The 24500-nt window shown below is 37.9% G+C and carries 17 protein-coding genes and 1 pseudogene; 4 read left to right on the top strand and 14 right to left on the bottom strand.

All coding sequences use genetic code 11. The annotated features are described in order from the left end of the window. Positions 1-145 precede the first annotated feature (145 nt). From JNUCC41_RS14010 to JNUCC41_RS14000, 3 genes are read left to right on the top strand one after another with little or no spacing between them, the layout of a single operon-like run. Positions 146-499, top strand: a complete 354-nt coding sequence (locus JNUCC41_RS14010) for a DUF485 domain-containing protein (protein ID WP_192203531.1) — start codon at positions 146-148, stop codon at positions 497-499. Continuing rightward, the gene (locus JNUCC41_RS14005; protein ID WP_192203530.1) at positions 496-2046 is read left to right on the top strand and encodes a solute symporter family protein; all 1551 of its coding nucleotides are present in this window, start codon (positions 496-498) and stop codon (positions 2044-2046) included. The genes JNUCC41_RS14010 and JNUCC41_RS14005 overlap by 4 nt, the downstream gene beginning before the upstream one ends. 16 nt (positions 2047-2062) lie before the next feature. Next, positions 2063-2509: a PaaI family thioesterase gene (locus JNUCC41_RS14000; RefSeq protein WP_192203529.1), complete on the top strand. Its 447-nt coding sequence runs from the start codon at positions 2063-2065 to the stop codon at positions 2507-2509. Positions 2510-2875: 366 nt separating this feature from the next. Here JNUCC41_RS14000 and JNUCC41_RS27430 read toward each other — a convergent pair. The 7 genes and pseudogenes from JNUCC41_RS27430 to JNUCC41_RS13965 all read right to left on the bottom strand — a co-directional run. After that, positions 2876-3373, bottom strand: a pseudogene (locus JNUCC41_RS27430) (hypothetical protein); the annotation flags it as partial. 22 nt (positions 3374-3395) lie between these two features. After that, positions 3396-4655 (bottom strand): pyridoxal-phosphate-dependent aminotransferase family protein, encoded by a 1260-nt coding sequence (locus tag JNUCC41_RS13990; RefSeq protein ID WP_192203527.1) that lies wholly within the window; start codon positions 4653-4655, stop codon positions 3396-3398. A 1376-nt stretch (positions 4656-6031) separates the two neighbouring features. Then, a complete protein-coding gene (locus JNUCC41_RS13985; protein ID WP_192203526.1) occupies positions 6032-8200 on the bottom strand; it encodes a malate synthase G in 2169 nt (722 codons plus the stop codon). A gap of 327 nt (positions 8201-8527) precedes the next feature. Further along, positions 8528-9832 (bottom strand): uracil/xanthine transporter, encoded by a 1305-nt coding sequence (locus tag JNUCC41_RS13980; protein ID WP_192203525.1) that lies wholly within the window; start codon positions 9830-9832, stop codon positions 8528-8530. 227 nt (positions 9833-10059) lie between these two features. Then, positions 10060-10443 (bottom strand): cupin domain-containing protein, encoded by a 384-nt coding sequence (locus JNUCC41_RS13975; protein ID WP_228467333.1) that lies wholly within the window; start codon positions 10441-10443, stop codon positions 10060-10062. Positions 10444-10572: 129 nt separating this feature from the next. Beyond that, positions 10573-11337 (bottom strand): (S)-ureidoglycine aminohydrolase, encoded by a 765-nt coding sequence (gene allE / locus JNUCC41_RS13970; protein WP_192203524.1) that lies wholly within the window; start codon positions 11335-11337, stop codon positions 10573-10575. Positions 11338-11751: 414 nt separating this feature from the next. Beyond that, positions 11752-13119, bottom strand: coding sequence for an allantoinase (locus tag JNUCC41_RS13965; RefSeq protein ID WP_192203523.1), 1368 nt, complete (start codon positions 13117-13119; stop codon positions 11752-11754). A gap of 626 nt (positions 13120-13745) precedes the next feature. Between JNUCC41_RS13965 and JNUCC41_RS13960 the strand changes: the two genes are divergently transcribed. Further along, a complete protein-coding gene (locus tag JNUCC41_RS13960; protein WP_192203522.1) occupies positions 13746-15398 on the top strand; it encodes a PucR family transcriptional regulator in 1653 nt (550 codons plus the stop codon). 453 nt (positions 15399-15851) lie between these two features. Here the strand turns inward: JNUCC41_RS13960 and JNUCC41_RS13955 are convergent, their stop codons facing one another. From JNUCC41_RS13955 to JNUCC41_RS13925, 7 genes are all read right to left on the bottom strand, one after another. Continuing rightward, the gene (locus JNUCC41_RS13955) at positions 15852-17102 is read right to left on the bottom strand and encodes an allantoate amidohydrolase (protein WP_192203521.1); all 1251 of its coding nucleotides are present in this window, start codon (positions 17100-17102) and stop codon (positions 15852-15854) included. Between the two features lie 196 nt (positions 17103-17298). Then, positions 17299-18237 carry a sugar phosphate isomerase/epimerase family protein gene (locus JNUCC41_RS13950; protein WP_192203520.1) on the bottom strand — a complete coding sequence of 313 codons (939 nt, stop codon included), beginning with the start codon at positions 18235-18237 and terminating at the stop codon, positions 17299-17301. A gap of 145 nt (positions 18238-18382) precedes the next feature. Further along, entirely contained in the window at positions 18383-20140 is a 1758-nt protein-coding gene (locus JNUCC41_RS13945) for a thiamine pyrophosphate-binding protein (RefSeq protein ID WP_192203519.1), read from the bottom strand. Further along, complete coding sequence (locus JNUCC41_RS13940; protein ID WP_192203518.1) at positions 20141-21595, bottom strand: four-carbon acid sugar kinase family protein; 1455 nt, start codon at positions 21593-21595, stop codon at positions 20141-20143. Between the two features lie 33 nt (positions 21596-21628). Continuing rightward, on the bottom strand, positions 21629-22576 hold the full coding sequence (locus JNUCC41_RS13935; RefSeq protein ID WP_192203517.1) for a transketolase family protein: 948 nt from the start codon (positions 22574-22576) through the stop codon (positions 21629-21631). Between the two features lies 1 nt (position 22577). After that, on the bottom strand, positions 22578-23402 hold the full coding sequence (locus JNUCC41_RS13930; RefSeq protein WP_034314956.1) for a transketolase: 825 nt from the start codon (positions 23400-23402) through the stop codon (positions 22578-22580). 272 nt (positions 23403-23674) lie between these two features. Then, positions 23675-24430, bottom strand: coding sequence for an IclR family transcriptional regulator (locus JNUCC41_RS13925; protein ID WP_192203516.1), 756 nt, complete (start codon positions 24428-24430; stop codon positions 23675-23677). Positions 24431-24500 lie beyond the last annotated feature (70 nt).

Raw genomic sequence — 24500 nt, 5'->3', positions numbered from 1 at the left:
ATAATGTTTTTTAATTCAGAAAAATGACCGAACAAACAAAAATAACAATTTACTAAATTTTCAGACTATGTTAATTTTAACAATGATATATCATTTTTTCAAATATTCGTTTTAAAAACGTACTACACTAAAAAGGGGGCTTACTATGGAATCACCAGCTAAAACTGAACATTCACCATCAGGACATGACAGCGGAAATAAGTATCGTCAATTAATTGAAACAGAAGAATTCAAGTATTTGCTTCAAAAGAAAAAAGCTTTCATCGTACCTGTCACTCTCTTCTTTCTTGCTTTTTATTTTGTTCTGCCTATTTTAGCTGCTTATAGCGAAGTATTGAAAGGTGAAGCTTTTTTCAATATTACTTGGGCATGGGTATATGCACTTCTCCAATTTGCCGTTGTATGGTTGGGAGGAATTGTCTATATCAAAAAAGCGGCGAAGTACGACAAACTGGCTAAAAATATCTTGAAAAAATATGAGAAGGAGCTTGGCGAATGAGCATTTTATCTCTCACACTTTTTTTGGGCATCATTTTGTTAACGCTTACAATAACCTATTACTCTTCTAAGAAAACGAAAAATGCCAGTGATTTTTATACTGTCGGCGGCGGATTGACAGCATGGCAAAATGGATTGGCCGTAGCAGGTGACTTTATGTCAGCCGCTTCTTTCCTGGGAATTACAGGGGCAATCGCACTGATTGGTTTCGATGGCTTTTACATGAGCATCGGGAACCTTGTTGCCTTTCTTGTCTTATTGTACCTTGTCTCGGAGCCACTTCGCAATCTAGGTAAGTTTACGCTGGCAGACATGATTTCAGCACGCTTCAAATCAAAAAAAGTGCGAGGGATAGCTGCCGCCAATACACTTGTCATTTCAATCTTTTACATGATTGCACAACTTGTTGGTGCAGGGGGATTAATTAAACTGCTGCTCGGCATCGATTATTGGCTATCCGTCCTACTTGTCGGTGTGCTGATGACGATTTATGTGATTTTCGGCGGGATGAGAGCGACAAGCTGGGTGCAAATCACCAAAGCGGTTCTCTTACTAGGCGGTTCCGCTGTGCTGACGTTCATCGTATTTTCCCGTTTTAATTTCAACATTTCAGAGATGTTCCATCATGTCCAAACTGCAACACCACTCGGAAAGGAATTTTTGAATCCTGGAAATAAATACACCGATGGACTCGACATGATTTCATTTAATATGTCGCTTGTCCTTGGAGCAGCAGGTCTTCCTCATTTACTCGTCCGCTTCTTTACAGTAAAGGACGCAGCTACTGCAAGGAAATCCGTCGTATATTCCACATGGTTTATAGGGATATTTTTCATCATGACGATTTTCCTTGGTTTCGGTGCTGCATCCTTCGTCGGTTTTGAGCGGATCGTCGCAGCAAACTCGGCTGGAAACATGGCCGCTCCCCTTCTTGCATTAACCATGGGCGGTGAGTTTTTATTCGCATTCGTTTCTGCTGTGGCATTTGCCACGATTTTAGCGGTTGTATCCGGTCTTGTTTTAACGTCAGCATCCGCTTTTGCCCATGATATATACGGTGAAATCATCAAGGAAGGAAAGATTACGGAAAAACAGCAAATACTCGTCGCCCGAATGGCTTCTGTCGGAGTAGCTGTCATTTCGATTTTACTTGCTTTATTTGCACAATCAATGAATGTCGCTTTTCTTTCAGTCCTTGCGCTTGGAATTGCTGCAAGTGCCAATTTACCGATCATCCTTTGCACAATTTATTGGAAACGCTTCAACGCAACCGGAGCGATCACAGGAATGTTATTCGGGTTACTCAGTTCCATCATACTGGTCATGCTCAGTCCCAATGTATGGAATCCGGAACCTGGGATGGGTATTTTCACAGGCAATCCCCTCTTCACGATGAGCAACCCGACCATTTTCACCGTACCGCTTGGCTTTATTGGAGCCTACTTAGGTACAATCCTGTCAAAGGCAAAAGATGAGGAAAACAGTTTTCCTGAAGTACTGTTCAAATCCAATACCGGATATGGGATAAGTTCAGCAAAAGACCATTAAAAAGAGGGGGATTTCCATGACCACACATTTAGATCAGGATGTTCATGAATTGCATTATGACCAAATCAAACAAGTACTGGTTGACGAACCATATGCTTCTTTTCTAGGGATGAGATTGACGAAACTTGGTCCCGGCACAGCGGAAGCAGAATTGATTCCTAGTGACCACATGCTAAATAGCCATGGAACGGTTCATGGGGCCATTATCTTTTCACTTGCTGATTATGTGTTCGCAGCAGCCAGCAATTCATATGGCAAAATAGCGGTTGGCGTTTCAAATAACATCAACTTCTTATCAGCTGGCAAACGGGGGGAGACTTTAACCGCTAGAGCGAAAGAGATTAAGAAAAACAATAAACTGGCATGGTATAAAATAGACGTGTTAAATGAAAGGGAATTGATCGCAACCATGGAAGCGATGGTGTTCAGGAAAAATCAATATTTCGTCGACCACGTTGAATAAGTAACGTTTGAAACCGGACAAGCAATCCACTTGTCTGGTTTCTTTTCCCTTGATTTGCCCATGATGCATACGCAAAGCTGATAAAAAGAAAGGAGGGGATTCCCGATTCGGAATCCCCTCCCTTATAATGAATTCAATTGCCCAGAACCTTATTTGCCAAGCCTTCTCCCTAGTTATTGGCTGCAATACCGGAATCCATCACTTTTAACCAATCCCCACGCTCCCCTTCACTTATTACATCAGTCTGATATACTATTTTCCCATTATTAATGGTACCCGTGATTAGGCAAGGAAAGGTAGGGCCCATATAAACGCTTTGCTTATGTTTTGCGAACACGCTTCAAAAATATTATGTATGGCAGGATCTTTCAGTTCATAAGGGCATGGTGAGTGGTCGGAAGAAACCATATCGAATTTCTCTTCTATTAAATTGGTAATCAATCTTTCTTGTTCTTCTCTTCCCTTAAGTGGGGGAGCGCATTTTGCAACCGAGCTTTTTCTATTAAATCATCCTGATTGAATAATAAATAATGCGGACACGTCTCAACGTAAAAGGGTGAAATCATCCGCTCGTTCAAACTCCTCATTTCCCGTCGCCGAGAGAAAAGCTTTAAACCCAATGACTCCGGATTTGGCGAGATCCACTAAATCATCGATATTTCCCTGGATCATTCCTCTCCATAATCCAAAGTCTATAACCGACTTCATCTCACCGAGCTTGCCCTTTTCAAGGAGAGCTTTTCGAACGACTGGTGAAGGGTTCCATACAATGGCATATCGAAATATGTGGTGCAGCCTCCCGCCGCCATCATTTGCGATCTGAGTTTCAAAGCCTTCCCAATGAGCGCAGCCAGGTTCGCTGAAGATGCACAAGGACATCAATTACTCAAAGAGACCCTGATGCTACCACTTTCTCCGTTTTTCCTACATACACATCAAGCGCAGCCTGCAAAGCCTCTCCCCGATTAACTTGGAACCCCTGGCGCAAAAGGACAGCTTCCAAGGAGGCCAGTACAAACAGGATGTTTTCTTTCCTGCAACTGAACCCCATGGTTCCGATCCTCCAAATTTTCCCGTGAAGCGGACCAAACGAGGAAGCGATTTCGATACCAAATTCATTCAACAGCATGGCTCTAACAGTTTCACCATCGATTCCTTTTGGAATTCCGATGCAAGTTACACATGGAAGTTTGTTTTTCCCATCACCGAATAACGTAAGTCCCATTGCCTTGATCCCTTCAACGAGAGCGGATTCGTGGAGTTCATGACGGGCAAAGCGCGTTTCCAGACCTTCTTCGAGTACAAGGCGCAACCCTTCACGTAACGCATAAATCATGGAAGTAGCTTCTGTATGGTGATTCAAACGGCGCGGCCCCCAATAATCCTGCAGCATGCTTAAATCGAAATAATTACTGGCGATGGGCCGGCGGACCGAAACCTTTTGGTTGTCTTCATCCGTCGCAATACCACGTTCCACCTTTTTGCGGGACTGGATGATTTCTTCTATTCGCTCATTATACGTAATCGGTGCCATACCCGAAGGAACGGATAAGCATTTTTGTGTCCCGCCTATCAATCCATCAATACACCATTCATCCACCTTTACATCGGTGCCCCCGATGGAGGCAACCGCATCCACCACAAGCAGGACTCCCAATTCACGGCAAGCCAACCCGATTTCCTTCAAAGGCTGCATACAACCAGTGGAAGTTTCCCCATGGACGATTGCTGTTATTTTAGGGGAGACCTTCTTGATTTCCGCGATGACGGCTTCCGGTTCGAACACCTCCCCCCAAGGACATTCCATCGTATGGACTTCAGCTCCGTATCGCTCACAAATTTCCACCAACAAATGACCGAACCTGCCGAATATAGGAACTAGAACCTTATCTCCTGGCTCAATGATGCTACATAGAATCGCTTCATTCCCCGATCGTGAGGTACCATCTATCGGGAACGCCCATTTATTTTTTGTTTGAAAAACCAAACGCAGCATTTCCATCACTTCATTCATGATAGTAGTGAATGCAGGATCGAATTGCCCTAATATTGGCGTGCTCATCGCCCTTAAGACACGCGGGTCCACCTCGACCGGCCCTGGTGTCATGATCGTTCTCATCGGTGCATTCAATTCTGAATATGCCATTTTAACCAACTCCTTTAATAGGCTAATTTATATAGTATTTCACTTAAAACGCCGATTCCCTTTTCCATATCCGCAACACTAGTAAAATGCTTAGGCGAATGGCTAAGCCCCCCTTACTTGGAACGACAGCAGCAAGTCGAGACAAGGCGATTCATTTACCGATCCATCGCAACAGGTTTGACATCCATCCATTGTGAAACCCCCAGCTTCATTTCACCTTCTTTTGCGAAGGGTTCGAAAGTTGAAAGGATTTCCTTACAAAACCTTTCAAGAACCTCTTCCTCGTGATGCCTGATATCGAGACTGAGCCCAAGTGTCGCACCCCCCCATCCTTGACCGTGTCTATATGAGAACCGGCCCGAATGATTCCACCGGAGGAATCCGTTCCCTCAAGCCTGCCAAACAAGTTGCCTACACTATCAAAATATGTAATCAGATTTTCTTTTTCCATCTCAGCTTTCATTGCTTGCTGAGCGCTCATCCATTCCTTGGAATATTATAACCGGGTCACCCCATTACTCTCTGTTGCCCTCGAAAGATGCTAACCATTTTATCATCGAACGCAGCATCATCCTTTTCATCTATGAATTTTTCGTTTGATTGCCCATCACATCGCTTCCCTTCTCAATATCCATTCACGTTATTAATATTCACGAAATTTATATCATCTAATATTTTACTTGCTTTCGCATTTAACTTCATTGACAATTCTGTTAGTATTTCGGTGTTTTTTTGTGCAAAATAACCAATGGAAGCAAACCAATAAAATATACAGATTTCTATGATCAAAAGAAGTGGTACTTATTGTTATAGTTAGCACCTTATCATATTTCACTGGTGTTTTTTGATAAATTAAGATACTAATTCTACATATGCCGTCCGAATTAACTTCTGATGGTCTCTAAAAGGATGAAGACTAATCTTATTACATCTAATTCACATATGTTTACTTAGCTTCTTCTTTTTATAAAGAATCAAACCAAAATGGGGAACAAGTAATTTTGATCACTTGTTCCCCATTTTATTGAATAATCACTTATTTCAATCCGAAGCCCCGTATGAATTTACTAGTGGAAGTTAAGTTATGGCACTCGGTGAACTTGGACTTTAAGGAACCCTATTTCTTTCGTTGGTAACAATTGCTTATCACGAATCTGTTTATACAGTGTAGTCAATGGAGATTCCCCCTGAAATATGGAGTTAAAACTTTGCGAAAAATCTTGTTTCTTATACACGGGATACCCACTTTAACCTAAAACCTTAACTAAACAATAAATAGAAAGAGACAATTAGTTTTTCCTACGCTAAGCTTTAAGAATGAATTTAATAACATTGCATCCTGGTTGGTATGAATGCCCCAGAAATTTCACTTATTGTTACAACTTATTTTTCTTCGCTTCAATGCGTCGTCGATGCAGGATAGGCTCAGTATACCCACTTGGTTGGTTATAGCCTTGAAACACTAAGTCGCATGCCGCTTGAAAAGCCACTGAGTTGTCGTAATTTCCCGCGATACATTGATATGATGAATCTCCAGTGTTTTGTTCATCCACTACTTTAGCCATTCGTTGTAAAGTCTCCAAAACCTGTCCTTTCGTACAAATTCCGTGGTGAAGCCAGTTAGCCATATGCTGACTCGAAATTCTTAGTGTGGCACGGTCTTCCATCAATCCTACATTGTTGATATCCGGTACTTTGGAACAACCAATTCCTTGATTTATCCAACGTACAACATAACCGAGGATACCTTGAGCATTGTTATCTAATTCTTGCTGAATTTCTTCCGGACTCCATTCGAGGTTTTGAGCCACTGGGATTTCTAAAATATCATCACGTAAATTTACTGGATTCTTTTTCAACTCATCTTGTACCTTTTTTACATCCACTTGATGATAATGAAGAGCATGCAATGTCGCTGCAGTTGGAGAAGGCACCCATGCTGTATTCGCCCCTGCTTTCAGATGGCCAATCTTTTGCTTTAGCATTTCCGCCATCATATCAGGTATTGCCCACATTCCTTTACCAATTTGAGCACGACCTTGAAAACCGGTTGCTAAACCTACATTGACATTCGATTTTTCATAACCTTGTAGCCATTTTGATCCTTTCATGTAATTCTTGAGGATCATGGGTCCGGCTTCCATAGAAGTATGAATTTCGTCTCCAGTTCGATCTAAGAACCCGGTATTAATAAATGCCACTCTTTCTTTAACTTGGCGGATACAAGCTTTCAAGTTTAATGAAGTTCGACGTTCTTCGTCCATAACACCAATTTTCAGTGTATTTCGCTGTAGACCTAGCATATCTTCCACACGGTCAAAGAGTTCATTGGCAAAAGCCACCTCTTCGGATCCATGCATTTTGGGCTTAACGATATAGACTGATCCTTTAGAGGAATTATAATATTTACCATTACCTAACAGGGAATGTTTGGCAAGTAAACTAGTCATGACTGTATCCATAATCCCTTCAGGAATCTCCTCACCATTAGCATCTAGGACTGCGTTTGTGGTCATTAAGTGTCCCACGTTACGGACAAACATAAGTGAACGACCAGGCAAAGAAAATTCTTCTCCATCTGGTGCTCTGTATAAACGATCCGGGTTCATTGTACGTGTCATCATTTTATTATCCTTTTTGAAAGTTACAGTCAGATCCCCCCTCATAAGACCTAACCAATTTCGATATACCAGGACTTTATCATCAGCATCCACTGCCGCAACAGAATCCTCACAATCCATAATGGTCGTAAGAGTAGATTCCATTAGAATGTCCTTAACGCCTGCTTTATCTATTTTACCGATCATGTGACTTCGATCAATCTGAATTTCAAAATGCAAACCATTATTTCTTAATAATATAGCCGATGGCTTTTCGTATTCACCTTGATAGCCAACTAGTTTAGATTCCTCTACTAAACTCGTAATTTCTCCATTTCTGAGTGTAACAGCTAATTTCCCATCTACTACTGCATAATTCACAGCGTTTTTATGTGAATAATCCTTTAAAGGAGTTACTTGATCAAGAAAATCCTTTGCAAATGAAATGACTTCTCCCCCGCGTACTTCATTGTAGCTCCCTTCTCGGTAGGCTCCTCCTTTTTCGCTAATAACATCTGTTCCATAAAGAGCATCATAAAGGCTTCCCCACCTTGCATTTGAAGCGTTAATAGCATAACGGGCATTATCAACCGGGACAACTAGCTGCGGCCCAGCTTGAAAGGCTATTTCATCATCTACCCCTTCTGTCGTAATATGAAAGTCTTCTCCTTCAGGTTCGAGATAGCCAATTTCCTGTAAAAATGATTTATATTCAGCAAAGTCAATCTCTTTATTTTCTCTATGCCATGTATTGATTTTGGTTTGAATTTCATCACGACGAGCTAACAATTTTTTGTTTTTTGGAGACAAGTCATGTACCAATTTTTCAAAATCAACCCAAAATTGTTCCTGATTCAGTTTGCTTCCAGGTATCCCATCTTTATTGATAAATTCAAAAAGTACCGGAGCCACTTGAAGATTACCTATTTTTACATATTCGCCCATGGTGTATTCCTCCTTTAAAAATTAGTTTGACTCCCGGCATACGCCGAGAGGAATTTTCTTAAACCAGGTGATCTCTCCTACCTTTGAACGGGTTCAATACTTCATTTGCTATCGATTAATCAAGTTCTCAATTTATTATTTTGTTTTCTTATAATCAATTTCAAGTTTATCGTTAGAAAGTTGACCATTGACTTCAACAGATCCAAAGTAGTCAATATTATATGAACTCTTTTTTTCTCCAAATGTAATATGAAATCCCGTTTTTTCTTTTTAGAATAATCACCTATTGTTGTTGCTCATTTTTCCATTTCCAGGTAGATATATCGATTACTGCCTGACTTCCAACTTATTTGTTAACTTATTCCAATCAATAAGTTTTTCCAAAAAGATTGATATAATGACACCCATAATGAGACCATTTGTAATGAAAGGCTGCAAGAGGACAGGAATACTGCCGAATGATGCCGGCGGGATATTCATAATGCTAACTCCAACTAGGACTGGACCCGCTAAACGGAGTATCGTTTCAGAGTTGAATAACGTTCCTTTTAAGCTGTTTAATGCGGTCCCAAACAATTGAAGGTATGCTACAAACAAAACAGCGTTACCTATTGTTAGTGGTATTGTTCCTAAGAACCTCCCTAATGGCGGAATAACTCCAAGGAGAATAAACAAGAATCCGCTTATCATAAATGGCTCTCGTTTAAATAACTTGGTACTTTGTAAAAACCCTATTGTAGATGTAAATGGAGTAAAAGGGACCAAGCCAAAAATCGAAGAGATAAACGCAAAAATACCTGTTACAAAAATAGATCTCCTGTATTGACTATGTTCCACCTTTTCCTTGTAAACATCTGCAACAGCTTGAATAGAAGCAAAAGAATTTGTTAAATTCAGAAGGACCGCAAAAAAGGAGACAAGAATAATACCAATATCCAAGTTTGGAGTTCCAAGGGGAAAGAAAGTGAATGCCATACCTGAAGAGCTAGCCGTCGGAAGATCTGAAGGGAAAATAATTCGATATAATGACCATCCTACGATAATTCCGATTAAGATTGAGAAATTGCCTAGTATTTTCCCTCCTTTAATCCTTAAAAAGCCAACAAAGATGACAATCAAGATTGAAAACAAACTGACAGGGAGATCAATTGTTCCACTTTCGGTTATTTTAAACATACCTTTGAAGAAAATAAAGATAAGCTGAAAGGTTAGCAAAAAAATATAAACACTTATCACCATCGGCTTAATTACTTTCTGTATGATATAAATCAGGTTAAATGCCGCAAGCAGTACGGTTACAGCTCCCGCCAGCAGAATGCCTGTTGCAATTCCCCCTCCTACGGTTGCAAAATCCAATCCGAGTGCAGATGCAGAGATGCCCATATTTATCATCAGACCCCACATTAGCCCCGAATGGCTGTCCAATAATGGATAACGATGCCCAATCCAGGCCTGCAGAATAGAGGCTATTCCTGTAAAGATAAAAGAGCATCTTATCGTCATTTCAATTGTTTCTGAAGGAAGCTGGAATGCTGCCCCTACAGAAATTGGTACGACAACCGTATTGGCAAAAATAAAAAAAAGCCACTGTAAAGAGGACAATAATGTTACAGTAACTCCTTGCTGTGTCATCTTAATCATCACCATTTCCTTTATAAAATCTGTTTGCCAGCTTTTAAGGAAGCCAATTCTTAAAAGTATTGATTTCCTGTAAAGATTACAAATCATTTCTTTTTATAAATAAAAATATAAGCGAAGCGCTGTCTTCATTACAATCGCTTCGCCTTAATCACTTTTTTTGTTTTTTGAAAGAAGAAACTTAAATTATTTTGTAATTGTTTAATAATCTTAGCCTTTTTCTAATATCTTGTTATATCCATTGGCAATGCCCCTGCAGCAAAGCCTACAAACATGAATCGACTGTTTCCTGTATTACGCATTCCATGAATTTGATTAGGCTTGGCCAATACTACCATTCCTTTTCTGATCGTAATCTCATTCTCTAAATCCGGAAAGTATGTTCCTTCCCCCTCTATGCAAACCCAAATATCATCAACATTCGAATGAGAATGTAAATATACTTCCTGCTCAGGTTCAAGACACCAAACTGCCCCAACAGTTTTATCCGTTTCATAGAAATAATTTTTTTGTGGTGCATTGGAATCGAATTTTGCTATTTTATCGATTTCAAAAACTCTTTCCTCTATTATCGACTTTTTGTTCAAAATTATATTCTGGTCCATATCTCAGCACCTCTTTTATATTTAATGGGTTTGAATTACACTTACCAGATTTCCCTATAGTACAGATTCTGCCCGCATTAAATCTCTTGAAGTTGGCACCTACGCATTCCTACTAAGTGATGTGACACTTTACAAGGATGCATCACGATTACAATCTTTAGAGTAAACATATGTTAAATTTTCTCTACCTACCGCATAGGCTGCTTGATGTACATATGGACCCATAAAAATGTAATCTCCTTTCTTTACAGGAACCCACTGATTATCCAGATTATACATCCCTTCTCCCGAGAGTAAGTAGGCGCCATGTTCTTGCACATGTGTTTCGATGAACGGATGAGAGGCAGCAGGATCAAAGGAAAGAATATGAAAATTCATATCAAAATCTATATCAGCAGGCAAAAGATCTTTAAGATGGACATTATGCATATCATCATAAATCCTAAATTCAATATTGTTGGCATGGTTTGAATAAACCCATGGCCTCCGTCCTTCAAGCGGACGATATTTTTGCTTATATAGGAATAGTTTAGAATCTCCATCCAATTGGTTTTCTAAATACATCTTTGTTCCTGGAGGACAGTATAAATAACCGCTTTCATCGAGGACAAACTCTTGTTCACCTGCAGCAGCTTTTATTTTCCCTTCAATAACATAGACAAATGTCTCTACATCTTCTTGTCCACCAAACCCCTCGCTGTTCTTTCCTTCCTTTTGCATTGTCACAATATAATCGACAAAGCTTGCTCCAAGCTTTGGAGAACCCAAAATGGAAATGATACAATTCTCAAATCCTGGAACAACATTATTGACCAATCCCTCAGGTGCAATTAAAGCATATTTACCGTGCTCAATTATTGATCTGCTTGCTAATAAATCTTTAGGATAACCCATCTTTTAAACTCTCCTTTTAATCGTATTTTGTGAGCCAATTCATATGACACCAATCAAACTTTTAAATCGTGAGCCAATATAAGCATGTGAATCATGGTGTGCCCTGTTACCGTTATAGATTAACTTATTATTGAAGCTTCTTTTCATATATTATTAACTTGTGTCAGAAACCATTAAGTCTCTTATACAAATGTTAAACGCTTTCATTTAAATAGTCATTATGCCTAATCAATAAAAACGATTTATATTTTTGTCTATTATAGATAAAACATCTTCTTATTTCTTCATCCATGATTTTCTCTTTTATCAGTCCCAGTTCCTTATAGGCTTCTTTTGCCTTTAAGATTGTGTAAGCCTAAAACAAATGTCTGAAAGCGAATCAGCTAATAAAATAATTAAGACTTTCTCAATCCTTTATAGCTTAACAACACTAGATTTTACTTTTTCCACAGTGGTAATGCTTCCATTTTCAAAAACAATAGCCCCATTGACGATCGTCGTCGTTACTTGCCCTTTGAATGTCCTACCAACATAAGGCGACTGCTGATGGCGGTAGAACAAATCTTCCTCTTTTAGCTCGAAGCTTTTGTTCAGATTAACTATCGCCAAATCAGCATCGCTATCAACCGCTATTATCCCTTTATGGGGATAAAGGCCAAATAACTTAGCTGGATTCGTTGATGTTAATTCAACAATTTTCCCCAGAGGAAGATTCCGGTTAAAATGCCCCTCTGTCAACATAATATTGAGCGTAGTTTGAGCACCAGAAATCCCACCCCAGGCACTGAAAAAGTCTTCATTTATTACCTTTTTCATAGATGCAGGTGCTGGTGAATGGTCGGATGCTATAACGTCAATTTCACCGTTTGCTACAGCTTCCCATAATTGTTCTACTTCTTCATCATCACGCAGTGGAGGACAGCATTTTGCCAATCCGCCTTTTTCCTCTAAGTCTTTTACTGTCAAAGATAAATAATGAGGGCATGTTTCTACCGTAATATCTAGGCCTCTTTGCTTTGCCTGATTAATGACGTCCACTACTTTCCGGCTGCTCGCATGAACAATATGCAGTTTACAACCTGTAGCTTCAGCATATGAAATTATTCTTCTAACCGCTTCAATTTCGGAAATTATCGGTCTTGATTCAACGAAGTCCTTTGCAGTCGTTTTATTTTGTCTTTGTTTTTCTTGTGTAAGCTGATCACAAATGACTGTGCTTTCAGCATGAACGGCTAAAAGTGAACCTATAGAGGCAATTTCTCTCATCCCTTTAAAAATCGTAATATCATCGACATGATTGAAATCGATAATTCCGCTCGGTGACATAAAAGCTTTAAATCCAATTACTCCATTTTCATCAAGTTCCTTAATATTCTCAATATTTTCAGGTGTAAGTCCACCCCAAAAGCGGCAATTGATTACCGACTTTTCTTCGGAGCAAGCTCTCTTTAATGCCAAATATTCTTTATTGATTGTTGGTGGTGTACTGTTCAATGGCATATCAAAATAGGTTGTTACCCCACCTGCCGCTAAACTTCTGCTACCAGTTTGAACACCTTCCCATTCAGTTCTGCCTGGCTCGTTGAAATGAACATGAGTGTCAATTAATCCTGGGAGGATGTGCTGCCCCTCAGCATTAATTTCTCTTGTTGCAATAGCATCAATTTTTTTTCCGATGGACACTTCTTTAATTTTCCCTTCCTTAATCGCAATATCTCCTTGAACAATCGAATCTAACATTACAAGATTTCCATTTCTAATGAGTAAATCATATGTAGCCATAGGTTCATTCCTTTCTATGAAAATCAAATTTTATAATTACTATTAAGTCCAATCCTCTTTAATATTCGGAATAAGATAAAACTATTACATTATGAACAGAACCCATCCATATAGAAAAATAGTTTCCCACTTTCCAATTTCTCTCTTCGGGTTTTGTTGCCAATAAGTCTCTACTAACATTGTGTTTCCTGCTCCAATGGAGCTCTGGTTTGTTCAAAAGGGTTCCTCCTCGTTATAAAACTTAGCATGATAGCGCTTACTTTTCACCGAAATAAAAACTGGATATATATATAAAGGTATAAAAGGTCTGTTAAAATCTTAGATGTTAAAACCCGGATTAGCTATTTTCACCATTGCAAAATTATGTATGATTGTATGTGCTTCTAAATATAAATATAGTTGCTAAATAAATATAAACTTGAGATTTATGGAATGCAAAAAAATCTTGAAAACAGTTTCATTACCCTTCAATCCTCTATACAATTGATTATAAGCGGATTAATTCACAAAATCATTATGCAATGTAAACAATTACCATTTAAATTTTTGTCCAAATTTAACAACATTCGTTTGCTTCCCTTTCTAGAAATAAAAACTGACAAAAATGTAGAATTAGAAGGTGTATGATGAAAAAGGTAGAAGATTTATTTATCGTTGATGTGTTTCGAGAAGCCAAAATTATTGCTGGACATGCCGGACTTAAAAGGAAAGTAGAATCCATTGAGATTTCAGAAACACCAGATGCCATCAATTTTTTAGCTGAAAACTCCCTATTATTGACAACAGGATACGCTTTTAAAGACGACCCTCATGCATTATGCAATCTCATTTCCCAAATTAATGAACTTCCATGTGCAGGGATCGCCATTAAACTTAAAAGGTTCATTGATAAGATACCGCCGGATGTAATCGAATTAGCTGACTCATTAGAATTTCCCATTATTCAAATTCCAGAGACATTAACATTAGGTGCGGTTGCTCATCAATTATTAAGCTTTATATGGGATAACCAAATCGAAGAGTTATTTTATGCGATGCATATTCACAAGGAATTTACCAATATGATGATAAAAGGCTACAGCCTGAATTCTTTAATTGAAAATCTTGGCTCCCTATTAAAATGTCCTGTTCTCCTACTTGATCCTATTGGTGATGTGACATCCTTTTCTCATCATTTTCGTACAGGAAATATGAAAATCGTTATGAAAAATGTTCAGGAACACATTAAAAGTGATATAGAAACATACCTAGAAAAAAACCAGCTCACAATCGACATCCAAAATACTGACATTTCTATAAAAATGTTTCGGGTGAAAACTATGCGTTCCTATCCATATTTACTAATAATTCTTCACCCTGAGAAGCTTTCATTCCCATCTTCCCAATTAGCTATAGAGCAAGCATCAACAGTCATTTCATTTACGCTGCTTAAAAACGAGGCAATTAGAGAAAACAGTCGTTTGTTAGAAAATAACTTTTTTGCTTCCCTTGTTGATGGAAAGATATCCAACAAACAAGAAATTATTCATAGGGGAAAACAGCATGGCTTAATCGACAATATGAAATACTCATGCATTGTATGTAAGATTGATTATGATAAACAAAACGCTTTACAAAAAAGTGCAGAAATAATGAATAGATCATACGACTATTTATATAAATTTTTACATAAATCATTTTTAAAAATAGATACTAACAACATCGTTTTTATGAAAGATGGTTATTTTGTTATTTTGATGCAATCTCCTCTGAATCTTAATGATTCGATTAAAAGCATAATAGAAGAAAGACTGAAGGAATTCCAGAATGAGGCTTATTCAAAGCTAAAAATTTCGTTGTCGTTTGGAGTTGGTAACTTTTCTAATGACCTTACCTATATCCACCTTACATACGAAGAGGCAGTGGAAGCATGGACACATGGGTCTGAACTGTTTCAAAATAAATTTATAAACTTTTACGAGACCAAGCAATTAATCGAACTGATTCGGTTAATTCCCGAAAAAGATTTAAAAAAGTTTTATGAAAATACTTTACGTTCTCTATCCTATCCGAAAAATAAAGATGAAAAAGACTTAATTAATACCTTATTGGTATATTTGGATAATAATTGTGAACTTGCGATTACATCCAGGAAACTGTTTGTTCACCGTAATACCGTTAAATACCGAATTGCCAAATGTGAGGACATTTTGAATTATTCCGTTCATGATTCAAAAAACTCACTTCATTTACGTATAGCTTTACTCATGGGTTCAATTTTCAGAGATAACAGTGATTAATAAGTAGTTGTAATTACTACTTAAGCAGGTAATGACTGAAGGTAAACTGCCCACGCAGACAGAGATCAATATGAAGAGTAAAACTCGGCTTCTTTTTCTGAAGTGACACTACAGAATCCTTGAATTATGGAGGAATCCAGGAATTTCAGTGGCTTTTTTATTAACATGATAAAGAGTCCATCCAGAACTCCTTATGTAACCATCGGATCTGTGTTGATACCTATGACTGTTTTATCGCTTGAAGGATCTCTATCTTAAATATATTTCTTATCGAATGAGCTTTTCGAAGCATTCAATATTATAGGAAAATGTTTCTAATAACAGTTGACTGATTTGTTCTAGAGGTACTGATTGAAATGTATTCATTTTGAAAAAACTCGTGATCCGATACAGTCGGATCACGAGTTTTTTTGTAAGCTAGTCTTATACTCTCTATAAAACCTTATTTGTCCCTCAATATTGTTTTGTGGCTATTTTAATTACTGTAGAGTAAAGAACTCTAGCTCCTACACCCATATCTTCTACAGTAACGAATTCATCAGGGTGATGACTAAGACCATCTTTACAACGAACGAAAATCATTGCAACATTCGTTACATCCGCCATAGCCATTGCATCGTGGCCAGCACCGCTTACAAGACTGATAGCACTACCATCCAGTTCGCTAATGGACTCCTCGATTACTTTAATCAATTGTTCATCACAGTATACAGGATCGGCTTCCATGACCTGTTCAAAATGAATTTGGAGTCCTCTAGCTTTTGCTACTCTTTCACTTTCAGTTAATATGGCATCAATGGCTTTTTTCTTACGATCCACATTTAAATCACGGATATCCAGTGTCCCTGTTACAAGACCAGGTATTACATTACTAGCACCCGGGCTTACAGTAAGTTTACCAATTGTCGCTACTAATGGTTCATTTTGGACAGCGATGTTCTCAATGTAGGAAATGAGATCACTTGCTCCTAAAAGTGCATCTTGTCTAAGGGCAACAGGAACTGTCCCTGCATGTCCAGATTTCCCGATAATTTCAAAATAAAATCTTGTAGCACCAGCAATCCCACGAACTATTCCGACAGGTTCATTCTCCTTCTCAAGCACAGGCCCCTGTTCGATATGAAGTTCCAAATAAGCGAGAAGTTCTTCTGGAGTACGACTAGCCTTTTTAAAAGCATATGGGTCAGCAATACCAATTCCTTTTAACGCTTCAGCAATTGTTATTCCTTGTTCATCTGCCCTTTCTAAATCTTCAGCAGTAAAAGTTCCTGCAATCGCTTTACTACCGAGGAAAGTTGAGTGAAACCTTACTCCTTCCTCATCACAAAAACCTACCACTTCGATTGGATTGTATAATATAATGCCATTATCCTTAAGAGTTTGAACAACTTCGATTCCAGTTATAACACCTAGAATACCGTCATATTTACCTGCTTCAATCACGCTATCTAAATGTGAACCAATCATTAAAACTGGAGCTGTAGGATCTTTCCCTTCATAACGTCCGATTATATTGTTAAGAGCATCTTTTCTTACCGTCATCCCAGCTGCTTTCATCCACTCTTCAACTAGTCTTTCTGCTTTTAAACTTTCCACTGTGAAAGGTAGTCTAGTGACACCAACAGATGTGGATGAACAAGCAGCAAGTTCTTCGGTTCTAGTGTTGATTCTTATAGCGTCAACATCCTTCTGAAGTTTAACCAATCGATCACTTCCCTGCCAATTTAATCTCTAAGAAAATTTTTTGTTATTTAAATCCAGTTACTTAATGCAAAGTCATATTAACACATTTAGTCGTTGCTCAATAGGAATTCTGCATGATAAGCTAATTAAAAGTTAGATTAAACGGCGACAAGCAAAAGCACTTGTCACCGTTTAATACATATCGTACATATATAGGCTAACTAACTAAACGCCCTTTTTTTGAATGTAATAATGACCATGCATCAACGAGAGTACGTTTTGACTGTGCAATTACAATATCTGATGATTCTGTACCGACAGGTTTTACTTCAAAAGCGACTATATTCTTTATGCCTTCACCGATGTAACCGATTTCTAATAGGGATCGTAAATACTCCGCTAATTCAGAAACATCAACTTCACTTCCTGGATATCCGAAACGCGGATGCTGATCGCCGTAAGCAGGATCAGAAGTATCTTTAATATAGCAATTTCCGATATGGGCATGGTTAATATAATCACGAGCAACCGTTAATGCATCATGAGACGTTTCACGTTGCATTGGTAAATGACTTAAATCAAGCATTAAACCGAAAGTGGGATCTACTTTACGAACTTCTTTTGCAACTTCAACAGCAAGTTTATTCGAACCGATTAGACATTTCTTATCAGTCTCATCATCAAATGTTTCAAGTGAGAGTACTAAATCACCTTTAGATTTTGCATAATCGCATAATTCTTTGATAGAATTCGTTAGTAATTGTAAGGCAACATCTTGTTGAGTATCTGGTTTAGCCCCACTTAAGAAACCAAGTTTAGCAGCATTTACTTCGTAAGCTTGGTCAATTCCGCCTTTTACTAAATCGATAGCCCTTCTACGCTCAGCTTCATCAAAAGAATTAAGGTTTCCTTTGTTTCTTAATAGAATCGGTTGTGCACCAAATCCTACATTCATTCCACCAGATTGTAAAATTTGAGCAGCCTCTTTACGTTCTTCAGGATTGTTAATGGATGTAATTTCAATTCCAGAGAAAAAATCATCTTGTACAATTTTCTTAATTGTTTCAACAGCTGGGCCATCTCCACCCATTGTTTCCGGATAAGCCATAAAGTGAACAATTCCGACTTTCATAGAATTATGAAGATTTGCTGACATCGTTTCGCCGATTTTTCGGCTTCCCTCCTTTAATGAACCCATTATTTAAGTAAAGGCAATACTGCTTTTTATTACTAATATGTTTTTTGAAGCAATAGGTCATATCCCATTGCTTCAAAAAAATCACTTCCATTATTAGTGATGATTATTTAGAATAATCAATTTTTTCAGAGTATTTAAAGCCATTAAGTGCACCGTTATTAGAGAATTCGCATGCGTTCTTAGGATCTGGATCAACTATAACTTCTATTAAATATGGTTTACCTGAGTCAACTGCACGTTGTAGAGCTGGTTTGATATCATCATAATGTGTAACAAGCTCACCACGAACACCCATACCTTCAGCCGTTTTAACAAAGTCGATTCCTCGCTCTTCATTATCACATAATTCATTTTTGTAAATTAAGTCTGTAGAAATTTGGCGTTCATTATAGAACCAGTTTTGTTGTTGGCGAATTAATCCCATTAATGAGTTATTCATACAGAAAATAATGACCGGAATATCATGTTTTGCAGCTGTAGCAATATCTTGTAATGACATCCCTAAGCTTCCATCACCAAGGATGTTTACACTTTGTCTTTCAGGGAATGCAAGTTTCGCTGCCATTGCTGCACCAAGCCCCCACCCCATTGTACCCGCACCGCCAGTTAATAAGTATGTTCTTGGTTCATACGTTTCAAATAATTGACTAGACCAGATCTGGCTGATACCACAGTCATGTGATACGAAGGCATCGCGATCCAAGAATTCACGAAGTTCTCGCAATGCACGCTCTTGTCTGATTGGAAGTGTTGTGTAATCCGTTTTACGTGCCCATTTCTTACGCTCTTCAGCTAAGTTAACTTTAGTACCTACTTCGGCAGTTGCAGCGACATGAGCGCCAAGTGCTTTATGGGCTTCTGTAAGTTTAATCATGAAAGCTTTAACATCAGAAACGATACCTAAATTAGTTGGTACAACTTTACCAATTTCTTTATTATCAAGGTTTACGTGGACAATTTTCTTACCGTTTTGTGTGAATACCGAAACATTTCCAGTAGAACGATCAGCGAAACGTCCGGCAAGGTTGATGACTAAGTCAGCTTCAATAATTGTTTTGTTACCGAATGGAGTATCAAGCATCGTTCCCATACGTCCAGCGAATAAAGGGTGATCGTTGGGGAATGTATCCATCCCCATGCCAGAAGTCACTACAGGGATTTGCAGTTCTTCAGCTAACGCTTTTAATTCAGTAGTAGCGTTTGCAATGTTAACCCCTCCACCAGAAAGTAAGACTGGTCTTTTAGCATCTTTTAATAATTCTAATGTTTTCTCTATATCGGCATCGGAAGCTTGTGGTAAGTTATCGACTGGAGTAGAAGCGATAAGCTCATCTAGGTCTACTTCTATTTCTACTTTTTGTTGGTCAATCGGTAAATCAAGAAGGACTGGACCTTTTCTGCCAGTAGTTGCTGTTACCCATGCTTCGTGAATAAATTCAGCGGTTTTCGAGCCGTCAGTTAAACGGTAAGCAGCTTTCGTTACAGGTTTTGCCATTTCAACGATAGGCGCTTCTTGGAATTGCATGGTTCCAATTAGACTATTTTTTTGTTGACCAGTAATTGCTATCATTGGTATGGAATCCATCCATGCACCATAAAGACCAGTTAAGAAGTTAGTTCCACCAGGACCTGATGTGGCAGCACATACACCCACTTCACCAGTTGCTCTTGAATAACCGTCAGCCATGAAAGCACCAGTTTGCTCGTGACGGACAATATAAGATTCAATTTTAGTTAATTCTTTTACTGCATCATAGAATGGTAAAATTGCAGCTCCCGGTATACCATAAACGTGTTTCACTCCTCTTTTTTCTAAATACAAGGCAATTAACTCAGCAGCTGTCATTTTTTGTTTAGCCATTTATATCTCTCCCTTTTGATCCTTTTTTATATTTTCAAAGATTTGAGCAATCGAACCTTTATCCCCAACGTTGCCTGGAAATACGATATAAGGTGTATCTTTGAACTTAGCTTCACTTCCGGTTAACCATACTGGAACACCGGCGATCGCTTGCCCTAAAACTTTTGCATATTTTATTTTTAAGCCGTCAGTTGCCACATCACTCGAAGTTATACCGCCTTTTGCAATGATGAATTTCGGCTTTACTTTTAGTGAGCGAATAACTTTAACTAAAGAACTTGAAACAGTTTGACTAATCTTTAAGTTTTCTTCCTTATCTTTCGCACTAATTAAATCTCTACTCGTATATACAAGCGTATCGCGATTAGAAGAAATATTTTGATCTACTAATTGACATACTCGTGTTAGCTCTTCAATTCTCGTTTCTTTATTCAGAACTTTCGCAACATTCATTTCGATTTGTTCAATCGGGTATCTATTCATTAGTTCCTTAATTTGTTCCGTAGTTTTATTCGTGTGAGAACCTACTATAATAAAGCCACCATTGTTTTGGCTTTCATCATTTGAAACAATCTCATTAGCTGATAAATATGGACGATCCTGAATTCCCGCAATCGATTTTACAAAAGATGCTGCAGTTCTAAACAAGAATTGCTTGCCAGAATCAATTGCTTTAAGGACAGCTAATGATACGATGTCCAAATCATAATAAGATTTAGCATTTACTATAATAGGAGCATTATTGTTGGCAGATAGTAAAATCTCATAAACTTTATCAATGCCACCATCATGAATATCTTCAAGTGAAATGATCAAAGCTGACTCTGAATTTACGCTTCCATTTGTCTTCTCTTCAATCCATTTCGGCAAATTAGCAGTATTGAACCCGAAAACGGAATCATTCGCAAATTCTGTTTCATTTACTGGGATAAGCTGACCATCCATCCCTAAATAATGAGTATTATCCAAGGTGTAACGATGTGCTTCAAAAAAAGCCGGTATGATTAAATGACCTGAAATTTGTACATTAGCAGTTTTTAATAATTCATCTTGGAGCACATTAATTTCAAGTGGATAATGCCCTCTTAATGTTGAGTCACTTCTACTAATAATCGAATAATTAATACCCATTTCCTTAGTAACGTCAACAATGTTTTGGACAATCTCCCTATTGATGTTTTCCGTTTTTTCTGCATTATAACTTCTTGTGTTTGTTAAAATATAAAGTACACTTCTCTCATTAGATAACCCTTTTTTAATCCAATCTTTTCCCCAGTCCGTAATGACAAAAATATCATGTACCGTTTGGACACCAGTTGGATCATCATCTAAAACGATAAACTTATGATTTGTTTGATTTAAATGAGCTTTGATTTTTGCACGAAGGCTGTCATCCGATTTAGAGAAGAGGTCTAAAGTATCCTTTAAACTTAGATATTGGGTTGCGTTTGACAAAAACCCTCCCCCTTTCATTATCTAAAAATGTGATTAGCTAGTTACTCTATGCCCTAATAATTCATTTGCAGTAGAAATAATACGGTGTGCTCTTAATTCAAATAAATCAAGTAATTCATCCATTTTTCCAGAAACCCCAAAACGGTCATTTGTACCGATTCTTCTTAATTTAGTTGGTTGGTTTTCCGATAATACTTCAGCAACAGCACTACCTAATCCACCTATAATTGAATGCTCTTCAACTGTGATGACATGTTTTGTTTTTGCAGCAGATGCAATAATGGCTTCTTTATCAATAGGTTTAATTGTATGGATGTGTAAAAGTTCAGCGCTTACGCCTTGCTTTTCCAATTCACCTGCTGCTTTTAGTGATTCATCAAGCATTATCCCCGTACTGATGATTGTAATATCAGATCCTTCACGGTATTTAATTGCTTTACCTATTTTGAATGGTTCTTCTTTTTTGGTAACGATCGGTACTGGTAATTTGCCAACACGGAGGTAAATTGGTCCTTCATGGTAATAAGCAGCTTCTACTGCTTTTTCCATTTCAACCGCATCAGCTGGAACAATTACAGTCATACGTGGAAGTGAGCGCATTAAAGAAATATCTTCAAGCGGTAAATGTGTTGCACCTTCTTGAGCAGCTGATGTACCAGCGTTATGACCGACAATTTTCACATTGTTATTTGAATAACATACTGAAATTCTCATTTGATCAAATGCGCGCCCAGTAAGGAAGTTTGCATAAGCATTGGCAAATGGTACTTTACCCGCCACTGCCATACCGGCTGCGGTACCTACTAAATCACATTCAGAAATACCGATGTTGAAAAAGCGTTCTGGAAATCTATTTTTATATAGATTTGTCATATTCGATTTTGCGCAGTCCGCGTCAAGTACTACTAGATTGTCATGTTTTTCTCCAAGTCTAATCAGTGCATCAGCAAAACCTTTACGTGGTGCTTCTTGATTTGCCATCTTAAGCCAACTCCTTTAAAGCGATTTCTAATTGCTCATCATTCGGGGCCATTCCATGCCAATCATGGGTATCTTCCATAAATGAAACTCCCTTGCCTTTAACCGTATGAGCTAGAATTGCAGTAGGTCTGCCTTTAGTGCGTTTAGCTTCTTTATACGCTTCATTAACTGCATGAATATCATGACCATCAATTTCAACAACGTGCCAACCGAAAGCTCTAAATTTATCACCAAGATTTTTTACACCTTTTACATTTTCAACAAAATCATCAAGTTGAATTTTGTTCCAGTCGATAATCGCACAAACGTTATCAAGATTGTAATGTGCAGTTGTCATTGCCGCTTCCCAAACTTGACCTTCTTGTAATTCTCCATCACCTATCATGCAATATGATCTTCTATTGCTGCCATCCAGTTTTGCAATTAATCCAACACCATTAGCTACCGATAATCCTTGACCAAGTGATCCTGAAGATATGTCTACACCTGGAATATGCTCTCCACATGGATGTCCATGTAACCTACCGTCAACGTCCCTGAATGTCATTAACTCTTCAACCGGGAAGAAACCTTTTTCAGCTAATACTGAATAAAAAACAGGTGTACAATGCCCCTTAGATAAGAAGAAACAATCTCGGTCTTGCCAATCTGGGTTGTCAGGATCAACATTCATGTGTTCAAAAAATAGCACGGACATTAATTCAGTTGCCGATAAAGAACCACCAGGATGACCACTTCCTGCATGGTTCGTCATTTTAACTATGTGCCGGCGAATCGTTTTAGTTAGATTATTATAAAATTCGCCTTTCTCTTTAGAAAAATCCACTATTTACTCCTCCTTTTAGTCGCACAATAAGCAACGCCGTTTCATTAAATGGTTAAAAAATAAAAATGAGTAACCTGTTGCTTATTAACTAACCTTGTTTCTTATTTTGATATTATCACCGTTTTTTGAATATTTCAAGTATTTTACCATTAAATTTTTTATAAAAATTTTCGTAGGGCAAAACACCAAAGTTCCTATTCAAAGATAAACTTGATTCAATAAATTTCCACAAAAAAAGAATTGGTTTGATACCAATTCCTTTTTCACATTATTTAATTGTCTGTGTAACCAAGCCTTTTGGAAATCTTTTTACCAATATCCATTATAATTGGTTTAATTTCAGTTAATCTTTCTTCAGTCATTCGGATGCTTGGTCCTGAAATACTAACGGCAGCAGTAATTTTCTTCCGATTATCAAAAATTGGCGCTGCAATACAGGTGATTCCTTGTTCATTTTCTTCAACTTCTCTACCAATACCTTCGTTCCTTATTTTCCCCAATTCTTTAAAAAAAGATTCTTTATCTGTAATCGTTTGTTCAGTATGCTTTGGTAAACCATGCTTGTCAATTATATCTACGATCTCATTTAATGGCAGATGGGCTAAGATTACCTTGCCGACTGCCGTACAATGCATTGGGGCCCGTCTTCCTACTTGTGAATGTGTTCTAAGGGTTTCACTTCCCTCAAGTTTTTCAATATAGATTACCTCTCCTTGATCATATACGGTCAAGTGGATCACTTCATTAATATGTGATTCTAACTCTTCCAGAAAAGGTTTAGCTTGAGTTCTCAAGTCAATAGATTCAAGCAGCATCGAACTTAATTCTAAATATTTATAGCCTAATCTATATTTTTTAGTTTCAGGATTTTGTTCGATGAATCCATGATCTACAAGAGTACTTAATAATCTGAATATAGAGCTTTTATTTAAATCTAGATTGGAGGCAAGCTCAGTAACCCCAATCCCTTCTTTACGCTTGCTTACTAATGAAATAATTGTTAACGCCCTATCCACTGACTTAACCATTTGCATTACCCTCCGATTAAATCCTATATTACTTTTTCTTTATCTTACCACAATAGCAATCCCCAAACAT

Source organism: Brevibacillus sp. JNUCC-41 (genome assembly GCF_014844095.1).
Classification (GTDB): domain Bacteria; phylum Bacillota; class Bacilli; order Bacillales; family DSM-1321; genus Peribacillus; species Peribacillus aracenensis.
Note: the sequence above shows the minus strand (reverse complement) of the source record. Positions and strands in the feature narration are given on the sequence as shown.